Source organism: Shewanella sp. GXUN23E (assembly GCF_050865035.1).
Classification (GTDB): Bacteria; Pseudomonadota; Gammaproteobacteria; order Enterobacterales; family Shewanellaceae; genus Shewanella.
This window is the reverse complement of sequence record NZ_JBOZWP010000002.1, coordinates 69505-81902: the sequence shown is the minus strand read 5'-3', so window position 1 is coordinate 81902 and position 12398 is coordinate 69505. Positions and strand designations below refer to the sequence as shown.

Sequence of the window (12398 nt, the reverse complement as noted above, 5' to 3'; positions counted from 1 at the left end):
ACTGCAACAGCAGCCCATTTTTTAGAAATGGTCAGTTCACTGGGCCTGATACCAGCATATTCATCATCGCGGCCAACTCGGCGACACTGCCGGCCATCATCTTGGTCATCACATTCTGCCGGTGCAGCTCAATAGTGCGCTGGGCAATGCCCAGTTCAGCGGCGATCACTTTGTTCATCTTGCCCGCCAGGATGCCTTGCAATACTTCGTTTTCCCGTTTGGTCAGACTGTCCAGCCGGGCGCGGATGTCCGCTTGTTGTTGCAGCGCCTGCCAATCCCGGTCACTCAGTTGCTGCCCCAGCGTCAATAAGCTCTGCAGTTTGTCTCCATCGACCGGCTTTTCCAGAAAATCCAGCGCACCGATTTGAATGCATTTTACGGCGAGGGCAATGGTGCCCTGACCGGTCAGCATAATCACGCTGATTGGGCTGTGCGCGGCGTTGATATGTTCCAGCAGCGCCATACCATCCATCCCCGGCATATCGATATCCAGCACGGCTACGCCCGGATGTGAAAGGTTCACTTGGTCCAGAAACGCCTGAGCCGAGGCAAAGCATATGGGAGCAATACCCAGTCCTTCGAGCATCCAACTGAGGGACTCCAGTACATCGGGATCGTCATCGACCAGATAAACTGCGGGTGTCATCTTTCATTCTCCTGCTGATAGCTGTGCTCATTTTGCTTGTTGCACTCGTGTTGATTGCAGCTTGGCAAACTGACGGTAATGCAAAGTCCCGGCGTCAGCGGCCTGGCCTCCAGCAAGCCCTGGTGCTCCTCGACGATACGTTTGCAGATCACCATACCAAGACCCGTGCCTTTGGGTTTGCTGGTTTCAAAGGGCATAAACAGCCGCTCGTGCTGCTCGCGGGTCAGCCCCTTGCCATTGTCTGTGATGGCCAGCTGAGCCCACTTGTTATTGACTGACAGTTCCAGCACCAAAGCAGGTTCGGCAACCTGCTCCATGGCATCCAGACTGTTGCGGATGAGATTCACCAAAACCTGCTGGATGAGCACGGGATCGACATCGACCAGAGCTTGCACAGTATTGACCCTTGGGACTAACTTCAGCCGTTTGAAATCCGGTTGCATCAGATTCAGGGTTTCATCCAGTAACGTGCGCAAATCACAGCGGCATCGCTCACTGTCTCTGTGGCAAAATTCTCTAAGCCGGTTAATGGTTTCCTGCGCCCGGTCCACCTGATTGAGCACCTTGGTCAACGCACCGGATAACGGGGTTTCGCTGTCCTGCAGCCGATACAGGCACCCCTGGGTCAGATAGCGGATCCCGGCCAGAGGTTGTTTCAGCTCGTGGGAGATGCCCGATGCCATTTCACCGGTCAACAGCACCCGCTGGGCCTTATAGAATTGTTTTTGCTGATCCAGCAGCGCCTGCTGGGTTTGTTTATGCAGCTGCATTTCGGCCTGTAATGCACGGGTGCGGATCCCCACCAGACGTTGAACCCAAAGGTGATGCAGGCCGCCAAGCAACAACAGAATGCCGCCGCCCAGCAGCCAGGGCAGGGCGGTGTGCAGTAATTTGTCCCAGTTGGTCACAAAAGGCCATTGCTGCAGGGTTTTGAGCAGCGCAAACACCTGTCTGTCATCCACCGGCACTGTCCAGTGACGGTAGCGCCCGAGTTGGGATGCCGAATCGGCTTCATCCAGCGCGAGCAGGGCTTTAACCACTGAGCTCGCTACCAGATGATCCGTATGCCCAAGTTTCGACAGGGCATACCCGGGATACAGCAGGGTTGACACCGCACAGGGGAAATCACTCTGTAACTGCTCTGTGGGTTTGGTCAGGGCGACCTGCAGGGCACCTTTGGGGATATCGCCGCGGGCTTCAGCGGTTTCCAGCACGCAGGCGGGCAGCACGGCGATATCGGCTCTCCCCTGATACACCTGCTTAAGCAGGTCTTCCTGGGGAAAGCCTTCAAAACTGAATTGCAGCAAATCCCGCTTTACATCCATGCCATGCTGCGCCAGCTCGCCGACAAAGATCTGATAGCCACCAAAGGCTTCGGGCGAGGATGAGATGATTTTCCGGTGACGCAATTCCTGCCAATCTGTCGGCACCGCATTGCTGCGGGCGATAATCGCTGACCCGACACTGTGCTCTGGACTGGCTGTCTGGGTACCAACCAATGTAAGCAACTGACTGATCCCATAGTCCTTTTTAAAAGCCACTGTGGTAATGGCATTGCTGATCAGAAAATCGACCTCCTCACGTGCCACGGCATCTTCAAGCTCATCCGGCGGCAGTACCTTTAGGGAGACCGGCTGCCTGAGTTGTTTGGCAAGATAATCAGCAGTGGGCTGCCAGCGATCCTCGACCGCCAGGGGATCGGCAAAGGCGGCAACACCAATCTGAATATCGTCCTTCCCGACCTGTGTGACAGTTTCTTTGCCGGGCACAGCGTCCTTGGGTGCAGCATGAGCGGTTGTCGTTGTGGCGCCGGCAGGCAGGATAAAAAGGGCAAAAAGCAGAAGTTTTTTCATCACAGGATCGTTATTTCCAGGGAAACCTATTATCCAACAGGCATCCCTGAAATACCGTTAAGCAGATTACAGAGTCAGGCGAAAGCGGTTAAAATCCACGCTCTCCCGTTTGTTTCCCTGGGCATCGTCATACCATACCGCCTGAGCGTTGGGGAATTGCGCAAGCAGCGCATTGGCCTGGTCCGGGGACATCAAAAACAGGCTGGTGGACAGTACATCGGCAATGATGTGACTGTCCTGCATCACCACAGTCACGCTAATCCCTTCCGGCTTGGGCATCAGGGTTAAGGGGTCGATGATATGGTGATACTCTTTGCCATCGACCTCGTAATAATTCAGATAGTTACCACTGGACACCAGGGTCAGATCTTCGCCGGCCACCAGTTCATGGTACTGATTTTCCACCTGCTGACATTCAGCTGTGGCGTATTCCAGCTTACGACAGACAGGATCTTCAATGCCGGTGATAAAGGCCCGGCCGCTGGGGTGTTTGCCATAGTGGCGGATATTGCCACCGGCATTGATGATAAATTGCCCGACGCCATTGGCTTTGAGGCTATCATACACCTTTTCCACCATCCAGCCTTTGGCGATCCCCCCCAGATCCAGCGACATACCCTTACGCATACTGATGGTATTGGCCTCAGTATCCAGTTTAATGTCGCTTACCCGGGTAAATTCGGCTGCCTGCTCAAGTTGCTCCATAGGCGGCAGCTCACAACGGCCGCCTTGCTGGCAGCGCTTGCGGTACTGACGCCACACATCCACCACAGGCGAGAGCGCGATATTGAACCGGCCGCCGGACAACTCATGCCATTGCAGGCTGGTGGCCAGAAGCTCTGTGAGTTTGGGATCGATATGATGGGTTTGCTCGGGTGCCAGATTGATGCTGTGAATATTGACATAGCCCGGATAAGTACTGAAGTTCGACGCCTGATAATGATATTCTTGCACCACATTAAGCGCATCGCACAGCACCTGGCGGGCAAGAGACGGCTTAACACCCCAGATTTGAATAGTGACTGAGGTGCCGAAATATTTCAGTGTGGTCAGGCTGGCCTCATCCTGCTGAATAATGAGAGTGGCATTTTCCTGGCATTGTTTGGGTTCAAAGGTATCGGCCATGACAGGCAAGGACAATGCGCAGCTGACCGCCAGATTGACTGCCAACAACAGGGATTTTCTCATTATCGACTCCAATACTTCATTATCGACTGCTGAATAATCAGCAAAGCATCCCCTGCGAATGTGATTTATCCAAGCCAATCTATCCAAATTTGAGTAGTGGTTAACAAAAGCCGAATCCCAATTCAAAACCTGCGGTTTTCCGCAATTGTTGAAAATTCTGCCCTGACTATCCTGCCTGCAATCCCCCATTTCTTATCAGGGCTAACTCCATGAAATACGGTAAAACATTTAGATTGAGCCTGGTGTGCTCAGCACTGGCAGTCTCAACATTCGCCTTGTCTGGGTGCGCTTCTTTCGATACCCCCAAAGGTAAATATGTCGATGGCACACACCTGGTGCAGGGCAAAGGCAAAAAGAGTGATATTAAGCTGGAAGTCAAAGTGGATGGCGGCAATATCGTCAGCATCAAGACCCTGTCTCACAAAGAAACCGAGTCACTGTTTCTCAACGCCGAGCGTCTGCTGCCGCAAATTCTGAAAAATAACGGCCATGAAGGCATCGATGCGGTATCCGGCGCGACTTTCTCTTCCAACGGCATTCTCAAAGCGGTAAACGATGTGCCCCGTGCCGATGGCAGCAAGCCGACCTTTGAACCTGTGGGTGCCGGCAAAAAGGCCGGTGAAAAAGAGTTCAACCTCAAGTGGTCGATTCAACCGCAGCTGGGCGTGGTAAAGGGCGAATACTTCTACGAAGAAGCCCGTTTCCGTCAGGGCCACATGGGCAGCATGCTGGTGGTTGTGGACAGCAACAATAAGTCTGATGTGTTGCTGGCTGAGTTCAACGAATCCGGCCGTCCGAACTATTACACCCGTCTGTATCAGGATGTCCCCAAGCGTATGTCTGAGTACAACTTCTCCATGGGTGAGAAGAAGGGCACCGCCTGGGTGCAGTCCTCCCTGACTATGGAAAAACTGATGATGGAACAGGACAAACTGACGTTTGAACTGAACCCGGATTTCGACCCTGCACTGAAAAACAAGCTGACAGAACCAAACCGTCTCAAGTACCTGGGACTGGACGTGGTTGCCGGTGCTTCCAACAGTATCGAGCAGTCCATGGTGCCGCTGACGGCGAAAATCAATGACCGTATTCAGAGTAAGGGCAGTGACGAACTGTTCTATCAACTGGCGGAAAAAATCAAAGATGACAAAGGTCGCTGGACAGGGGTGACCGCTATGCTGCGCATCGTGGTGAACAAGAACACAGGCAAGATCAGCTATGCGCACTATGATGAAATCTTTGCCGACGACAAGAAGCAGATCCGTGACCCATCACTCAAGGGCTTCTACCGTCAGTCCAAGTACCAGTCAATTTTCTACTCAGAGCCTTCCCGCATCGGTTTCAACGTGATGATGGACGCTCTGGGCGAGCACCTGAAGCACGGCGGCTCTTTGTTTGAAATCACCGATCTGCCTGCCACCGGCGACACCGGCAGCTACTCTCAGACCGGCTTCACCAAGCGCTCTGACGCTTGGGACAACTATCTGGATCTGGCCACCAAACTGTACCGCGAAATGCGCGCCGATGGCGTGATTGCCAAGCATGCCAACGCCCCCCAATAACCCCTGAAAGGATAATAACGATGAAAACATTTGTGTATTCTGCAGTTGCACTGGCAATGCTGGGTGGCACGGCTCAGGCCGATACCCTGGATTTTTACGGCCGTTTTGATTACTCCCTGACCTCATCTGACTCCGGCAGCGCGACCCACAATGGTAAACAGGGACTGGTGCTGGAAAACAACTTCAGCAACATAGGCGTGCGTGGTGATGTCAGTCTGAATAATTCCACCGCCATCTTCTATCGCGTGGAAGTGGGCATGAATGCCGGCAGCCAGGACAAGAGCAATAACCCTTTCTCTGCCCGTCCAACTTATCTTGGGGTGAAGCACGAAACCCTGGGGGCGCTGGCAGTGGGTCGTATCGACCCGGTATTTAAGATGGCCAAAGGTGGCGTGGATGCCATGGACATGTATTCCATGAAGCACGACCGTTTGTTCGCCGGTGACAAGCGCTGGGGTGACTCACTGGAATATAAGTCTGCCCGCTGGAACGAGATGCAGCTGGGTGTCAGCTATGTGATGGAAGATAATCACTACAGCGATACCGATAAGCGCCGCGACAATGGTAACTATCAGGTGTCTTTGACTTACGGCGACAACAAACTCAAGCGTAACAATGTCTATCTGGCCGCCGCGTACTCAGACGGCATTGAAGACATTCAGGCGTACCGTGCGGTTGCCCGCTGGAAACTGGATGCGCTGCAACTGGGCGCCATGTTCCAGCACACTGAACTGGTGAATCCGGCCAAGCCTCACTGGCAGAGCCGGGAAGGTGACGGTTTTATCGTTAACGCCCGTTATCAACTGGATAAGCTGATGCTCAAAGCTCAGTACGGTCAGGATGATTCAGGCTCAGGCCTGATCGCCAATCGCATCTATGATGATCTGGGCGATGCTGCCGTGGTGGTGCCGGAAGTGTCCCAATGGGCAGTGGGCGCAGAGTACCGGTTGAGCCGCGCGCTTATGCTGCACACCGAAATCGGTCAGTTTGATGTTAAACAGGCTCAATACGATTTGTACGATGACACCATAGTGTCCATGGGCGTACGTTTCGACTTCTGAGGATGGAACCTCTGAGATTCAGGTAACACAAAGGCGACCATCAGGTCGCCTTTTTCGGTCAGTTCATCGTGACAAATTATTGCTCGAGTCGCTTGGCCTTTTCCACCATGGGAGTAATGGTGGAGCCCTGCACCAGAATCGAGAAAATCACCACCGCATAAGTCATCACCAACAGAATTTCCCTGACATCGATATTCTTCTCTGGGATCACCATGATGCCCGCCGGTACAGACATTGCCATCGCCAGCGCCAGACCGCCGCGCAGTCCGCCCCAGGTGAGAATTTTGATGGACATGGGGTTATAGGCACGAAAACGGGTCATGCCCAGATAACAGCATTTGACGCTCAGATAGCGCCCCAGCAGCACCAATGGCACGGCGATGGCCATCATTATCCAGTCCTGCCAGTGGAACACGAAGGTCAGCATGGCCAGACCTATCATCAAAAACAAAATGCCATTGAGGAACTCATCCACCAATTCCCAGAAGTGATTCAGATTAACTTTGGACGCTTCAGTCAGCCCCCGCTCGCGGGTGACATTGCCAATCAGTATACCGGCCATGACCATCGCCAGGGGGCCTGAGACGCCGATCATCTGCGCCACCGCATAACCGGCAGAAGGCACCAGCATGGTCAGCAGCAGTTCCATATAGGGATCGTCTGTGCTTTTAATCAGCCAGTGAAACAGGCCGCCGAGCACAACACCAAACAAGATGCCGCCGACGGCTTCCACCAAAAATAACTCAGCAACGCTGCCCACCGTTGGGGTTTCAGTGCCGAACGCGATGGTAAATATGGTGACAAAGATCACCAGACCGAAGCCATCGTTAAACAGCGATTCGCCTTCAATTTGGGTTGAGATACGCGCCGGGGCATTGAGTTTTTTGACAATGGCCAGCACCGCAATGGGATCGGTCGGAGAGATCAGCGCGCCAAACAGCAGACAATAAATCAATTGCAGGGGTACCCCCAGCAGCAAACATACGCCATACAGACCGAAACCTATGATAAAGGTAGACAGCAGCGTCGCGAGCAGCGCCAGCACAGTGATCTCCCACTTCTGATCTTTCATGTTGGCAAGTTTGATCCCAAGGCCGCCGGCGAACAGCAAAAATCCCAGAATGCCATTGAGCAAAAAGTCGCTGAAATTAAATTGGGTATGGAGCTTATCGGCGATTTGTTTCAGTTGCAGATGTTCCACCTGACCGACAAATGCCACAACCAGCGAGATCACCAGCGCCGCCGCCGTGATGGCGATGGTATTCTGAACCCGGTTGAATTTTTGATTGAAATACGCAATAAAAATGCTGACTGCAGCAAGAAAGCAAAGTAAATGATAGACGGACACAGGGCCTCCGGACTGTCCGGCTGTCGCGCCGGAGTCGGGTACTTGAAGATGATGTTAATGCTAGTGCAATCCTCCCCTGTTTTGCACGTTAAGATAAGTTAAAAATTTTCCCCAAAATATACGCTAAGCCGCTGACTATTGGTCGGATTTATTGACGGCATAAGTCCTCTGAGGGACGGTACGCACAAGGCTGAGTCCCCTTGGTGACATTGAGTTAATTCCGATTTTGCCCGCTTTTTACCCGTTATTCCTGTTCACAAATCCCTGTCGCTGACCTAGCTTGAATCGGGTATCAATTCACAGGGAGAAACAGAATGAAGAGCACATGGTTACTGTTTGCCGGGTTGCTTACATGCAGCAGTATTGCCGTTGCGCACCAGGAGCCTATCGAGTCGCGCTGGTGTGAAGGTGGACGGGTGACCTTACTGGGCACCTTTACTCTGCATGGAAATCAGCTGAGCCGTTATGCAAGTTGGGCTACCGAAACCGGCGAGTGCCCGGCGACAACAGACATAAGCACCCGCAGCTGCGGTCAGTTTGATGATGAATATGATATGGCGCGCAGCGCATCAGCAAGTATGTGCCAGCAATTGGTTTATCGCTCTGGTCCCGGGGATAATGGTACTGTCCGGCCGATTTTCTATGAGCCTGCCAGTTTTCGCGATCAGGACCCAAATCATCACGAATTGTACCGTCTGGAGCAGGGAATCGTATTCGCCTGCGGATTGTGTGAATTACCCCGGTCTGCGGATGAAAAGCAGCTTGAACTGGTAAAATAAGTCATTTTTGCTCCGGAGCTTTCTTGCCGCCACAGCAGGTCCGGAGCCTTTTCCGTTTTTGGGGGGCTTGAATCAACTTAGTGCATCATGACAGCAGGGCACTGGCATGCAGATGCTGGTTGACCCTATCCAGCTTTGCACTTAACTCTTCCATACGGCCTTTGGGCAATTCGCACTCTGCCAGCACATAGTGAGCAGTTCGCAATACCTCGCGCCAACGGGGCCGGCGGGGAAGGGTGCGCACCGACAGATATTTATCCAGTGATCGGGTCCGCAGCCGTCCTTCGTCCACGGATACCCGCCATATGCCACTCTGTTCAGCCAGTTCAATCCGGCTTTGATGGCTTGTCCGCTCCCAGGTTTCAAGGGTGAAGATCATCAACTCCACCAATTGCTGATGAAATTGCGCTTCACTCAGTAAAGCGCCAGCCTGTGGCAGCAGCTCATCGCCGACATGCGCCAACTGAATAACCGCTATCGGCTCACCGCTGGCAACACCCGAGACCTGCAGCTGACAGGGCATGGCACCGTTTTTGGCTGTCAGCAACACGAAGGGAAAGTGGTGGTTTTCAAGATCGGTATCTGCCGTCAGTATTGACCAGAAATGTTGATTGTCTTCCGGGAACAGCATACTGAGTGGCTGGTTTTCCAGGTCATTTACCTGATAGCCCAGCAACTCGAGGCAGGCAGCATTGGCGAAAATGACCCTGTTCTGGTTATCGGCTATCAACATCGGCTGGCTGACTTTGCCAAAGGCCAAACGCAGTGACTCGAGAGAAATCCCCAGTTCGTTGACTTTGGCTCTGTGCATCTCAATCTGCTGCTGTAACCTGTAACGTTCCAGGCGGGAGCGCTGTTGCTGGCGTTTGAAAAACCAAATCGCCAGCAGCGACAGCAGTCCAAAGGCGGTGGTAAGCCACGCCAGCTGAACATTACGGCGACTGACCTGCAACGCCGAGATTTGTTTATCTTTTTCCAGTAATTTGATGGCTTGCTGCTGCTGTTCAAACTCAAACCCTGCGCGGATCTCAGCCAGTTTACCATTGTACTGACGTTGAAATTCTTTGATGTCGTAGTCAGACTTTGCTGACATATAACGATTGGCATCCTGCCAGCGATGAAAGTGCTGGGCATTGTCTATCAGCGCTTCATAAAAACGGGTCACAACCAGCGGGTCATTGGCCGTTTTCGCCTGTTCCAGCCCAGCGTTCAACAGGGCATCGGCCTGTAAAAACAGCCCCTGTTGACTGAGTAGTTTACCGGACACTAGGCGCAATAATACGCTTTGAGCAGAATGTCCCAGCTCGATGTCCAGTTGATTGGCTTTCGCCAGCAGCGCTGATGCATTAGCTGGTTTTGAGATGGTCAAATTGACGTCTGCCAGCATGATCAACACTCTGAGCTGCGCCAGCCTGTCCTGCGAGGCCTCAAAGTAACTGAGGCTGGCATTGAGAATTTGCTGCGCATCATCATATTGATTTTGTTTAATTAATACTCTTGCAAGGTTTTCTTGGGTGTGGGCAAGCAGGGATAAATTATTGGCTTGCTTATACAGACCGGCGGCGCGTCTGAAGTATTGTTCAGCGGCCTGCCATTCAGACATCTTCAAATACACATTGCCCAAATTGTTAAGGGTTACCGCGGTCGCGACATCATCAGCCATGGTTTGTTTGATTGCCAGACTGGCTTGAAATGAGCTGATGGCCTCCGCAAAATTGCCCATGGCCATGTGAGCAGTCCCAGTGTCGCTGGACGATTTTGCCTGCTCAAGTGGAAGTGATGCCAGCGTGGCTGCGGCGCTGAACTGCTTGAGCGCCTGCGGATAATTCCCCTTGCGATAGGCCAGAATGCCACTTCGGCGTAAATAATTATACCTGAGTGATGGACTGATATCGGTATTGGCAAACTGTCTGGCCAGCTCTGCATCCCATTGACTGGCCCGAGTAAAATCTCCGTCTTTGGTATAGAGGGCAATCAGCAGCACGCCAGCCTCAAATCTGGAGGGAATATCGTGTGCCGAGCTGCGGGTGATTTGCTGACAGGCATTCAATCGTCCGCTTTGTGGTGCTGAGGGACTGAAACAATCAGAGTCTGCGGCGATAACACAAAAGTGACTGCTTAACACTGTGACTAACAGGAAGCGAAACATAATAAAGGCTATCCATGCGATGATATTTTGTTCACTACTGTATCATCGCAGGATGGCGCTTATCAGCACAACATGCTTAGCCAGCTCTAAAATATGGAGAATGCTACTTCTGTTTCTCTTCCCGTTCAACGGGGTTTCGCCAGTAGTCGATGACTGCCTCTAGCCCGGATAAAGGCTTAATGGGTATATCACCGTCAGGCTCAGCAACTTCAAGTTCCAGATGTGCGGTCATTGGGGGGATGGTGTAACATTTGTCCATCCGGAATTTAATTCCCTGGCTGGTGAAGTAGTATCCCGGCCCCACCATGTTAGTAAATGTGTATGGCGCATAATGGGTTACACGTACCTGGCCAGAGCCTGGAACACTGTAACCACCAAACCCGCCACCGCCACCAACAAAGTTTTGCGAGTAATTATAAGTCGCCGTCGAAGTAATATAATACTCGGGATCGGCTACGCCGCCGGGTATGGTCCCGCTGAAGTTAGCCAGAATCTGTGACTGTCCCCAGGTTACATCTGCGATCTGCACTATTGTTCCCCGGTAACACCAGGGAACCGCCTGAGCAAGACCGCTGATGACTGTCGATGCCAACAGCAGCGTTGTCAAGGTCGCACTGAGTGTAATCTTTCTATGGGCTGGATTGATTCGGTTCATTGTCATCTCTCCCTACTGTGGCTGAATATTCAGCCAACCCAGTATGAAAAGTACATTGGATGAACGCGACAGAAGCGCAGGGCAAAAGAGGGCACAGATAAATAGTTGCCCTGAATTTACCCGGCTTAAGGATGTTTCTGCTGCAGGATAGACTGCTGAATTTGGCATTTTGAATAGTTACTTATACGTGCAACTGGATCTTGCCAGCCCGCCAGAAAACGCTGAAAATCCGCCCACGACACAGCAAATAATTGTCGATATTCACCAGCCAGCGCCGCCAACTGTTCATCGCTGAAATGGTCGCGTAACTGTGCTGTTAATACCTTAAGATAATGTTCAACCAGTGTACTGGCATGCTGCTGAAGCCCTTGTTCGGATAAGATACTATCGAGAAAATAGCTGACATCCCTTATACCACAACCCGCCCCCACATATTGAAAGTCTACGCCTGCTACCTGATTAGCGTGGTTGATACCAAAATTCTCAGCTTTGGCATCACCGTGGATTATGGTTTGGAATCTTGCCTGATTAAGTTGGTTATCCCATAGGGCTGCGTAGTGCTTGAGTATACCCTGCGTCCGGTGAAATTCTTCCGGGCGGGTAGCCAGATGCCAATAACTTCCGCAGCGCCAAATTCCACAAGGCCAATGAGAAAATTCAGCTTCAACCAGTGCCAATGGCGCCGACAATCCCGGCAGTGGCGTCATTTTTGTATCGAGCATAAAACAGGCGTGAAAAATGGCCAACCATTCTATTGTATTTTTAGCAAATTCAATGTCATTGTAGGCAGATTGAAAGCGATATCCGGTACTTTTCAAATCCTGCATCAGTATGAATACGCCAGCATCGGTATTGATGACATCATAACACTCAGGTATCCGGGGCAGATTTAGCCATATCCTGGCCGAGCTTTGTCGATACCAGTTAATCTCCACCTGATAAGAAAGCGCTTTTCGCTGCTGATCAAATGTTGAATCGTGGCTCCGATTTGTGTGTATGAATTTCACACACAAGGGAAGGCCGTCAAGCCGGATACGGAACAGCTCTCCGTAACCCCGCCATAATGATTGAATAGACTCTACAAAATCGATCTTATTAGTGGTGAGTGTCAGTTGCAGTAATTTTGTGTATTTATGTCCGGGCATCATTTGTATGAA

The 12398-nt window shown here is 51.9% G+C and carries 10 protein-coding genes; 3 read left to right on the top strand and 7 right to left on the bottom strand.

Features of this window, described 5'->3' with window-relative positions:
- Nucleotides 1-31: 31 nt before the first annotated feature.
- From ACRRUX_RS02560 to ACRRUX_RS02550, 3 genes are all read right to left on the bottom strand, one after another.
- Nucleotides 32-646 carry a response regulator transcription factor gene (locus ACRRUX_RS02560; protein ID WP_432526884.1) on the bottom strand — a complete coding sequence of 205 codons (615 nt, stop codon included), beginning with the start codon at nt 644-646 and terminating at the stop codon, nt 32-34.
- On the bottom strand, nt 643-2499 hold the full coding sequence (locus ACRRUX_RS02555; RefSeq protein WP_432526882.1) for a sensor histidine kinase: 1857 nt from the start codon (nt 2497-2499) through the stop codon (nt 643-645). Before ACRRUX_RS02555 ends, ACRRUX_RS02560 begins: the two co-directional genes overlap by 4 nt.
- A 66-nt stretch (nt 2500-2565) precedes the next feature.
- Nucleotides 2566-3687, bottom strand: coding sequence for an FAD:protein FMN transferase (locus ACRRUX_RS02550; RefSeq protein ID WP_432526880.1), 1122 nt, complete (start codon nt 3685-3687; stop codon nt 2566-2568).
- A 275-nt stretch (nt 3688-3962) separates the two neighbouring features.
- On the opposite strand from ACRRUX_RS02550, the gene ACRRUX_RS02545 reads away from it, so the two are divergent.
- Nucleotides 3963-5249, top strand: a complete 1287-nt coding sequence (locus ACRRUX_RS02545) for an FMN-binding protein (RefSeq protein WP_432526878.1) — start codon at nt 3963-3965, stop codon at nt 5247-5249.
- 20 nt (nt 5250-5269) lie between these two features.
- Complete coding sequence (locus tag ACRRUX_RS02540) at nt 5270-6310, top strand: porin (RefSeq protein WP_432526876.1); 1041 nt, start codon at nt 5270-5272, stop codon at nt 6308-6310.
- Nucleotides 6311-6386: 76 nt separating this feature from the next.
- Here the strand turns inward: ACRRUX_RS02540 and ACRRUX_RS02535 are convergent, their stop codons facing one another.
- Nucleotides 6387-7658, bottom strand: coding sequence for a cation:proton antiporter (locus ACRRUX_RS02535; protein WP_432526874.1), 1272 nt, complete (start codon nt 7656-7658; stop codon nt 6387-6389).
- 314 nt (nt 7659-7972) lie between these two features.
- Between ACRRUX_RS02535 and ACRRUX_RS02530 the strand changes: the two genes are divergently transcribed.
- Nucleotides 7973-8437 (top strand): hypothetical protein, encoded by a 465-nt coding sequence (locus tag ACRRUX_RS02530; protein ID WP_432526872.1) that lies wholly within the window; start codon nt 7973-7975, stop codon nt 8435-8437.
- Nucleotides 8438-8522: 85 nt separating this feature from the next.
- On the opposite strand, the gene ACRRUX_RS02525 is transcribed toward ACRRUX_RS02530, so the two are convergent.
- The 3 genes from ACRRUX_RS02525 to ACRRUX_RS02515 form a co-directional block, all read right to left on the bottom strand.
- The gene (locus ACRRUX_RS02525) at nt 8523-10586 is read right to left on the bottom strand and encodes a tetratricopeptide repeat protein (protein ID WP_432526870.1); all 2064 of its coding nucleotides are present in this window, start codon (nt 10584-10586) and stop codon (nt 8523-8525) included.
- 103 nt (nt 10587-10689) lie between these two features.
- The gene (locus tag ACRRUX_RS02520) at nt 10690-11241 is read right to left on the bottom strand and encodes a hypothetical protein (protein ID WP_432526868.1); all 552 of its coding nucleotides are present in this window, start codon (nt 11239-11241) and stop codon (nt 10690-10692) included.
- Nucleotides 11242-11366: 125 nt separating this feature from the next.
- Nucleotides 11367-12389 carry a phosphotransferase gene (locus ACRRUX_RS02515; RefSeq protein ID WP_432526866.1) on the bottom strand — a complete coding sequence of 341 codons (1023 nt, stop codon included), beginning with the start codon at nt 12387-12389 and terminating at the stop codon, nt 11367-11369.
- Nucleotides 12390-12398: the final 9 nt, after the last annotated feature.

Excerpts from the sequence above, each read along its gene's own strand:
- ACRRUX_RS02520 (WP_432526868.1), bottom strand. The coding sequence starts at position 11,241 with ATGAACCGAATCAATCCAGCCCATAGAAAGATTACACTCAGTGCGACC.
- ACRRUX_RS02540 (WP_432526876.1), top strand. The coding sequence starts at position 5,270 with ATGAAAACATTTGTGTATTCTGCAGTTGCACTGGCAATGCTGGGTGGC.
- ACRRUX_RS02560 (WP_432526884.1), bottom strand. The coding sequence starts at position 646 with ATGACACCCGCAGTTTATCTGGTCGATGACGATCCCGATGTACTGGAG.
- ACRRUX_RS02515 (WP_432526866.1), bottom strand. The coding sequence starts at position 12,389 with ATGATGCCCGGACATAAATACACAAAATTACTGCAACTGACACTCACC.
- ACRRUX_RS02530 (WP_432526872.1), top strand. The coding sequence starts at position 7,973 with ATGAAGAGCACATGGTTACTGTTTGCCGGGTTGCTTACATGCAGCAGT.
- ACRRUX_RS02525 (WP_432526870.1), bottom strand. The coding sequence starts at position 10,586 with ATGTTTCGCTTCCTGTTAGTCACAGTGTTAAGCAGTCACTTTTGTGTT.
- ACRRUX_RS02555 (WP_432526882.1), bottom strand. The coding sequence starts at position 2,499 with ATGAAAAAACTTCTGCTTTTTGCCCTTTTTATCCTGCCTGCCGGCGCC.
- ACRRUX_RS02550 (WP_432526880.1), bottom strand. The coding sequence starts at position 3,687 with ATGAGAAAATCCCTGTTGTTGGCAGTCAATCTGGCGGTCAGCTGCGCA.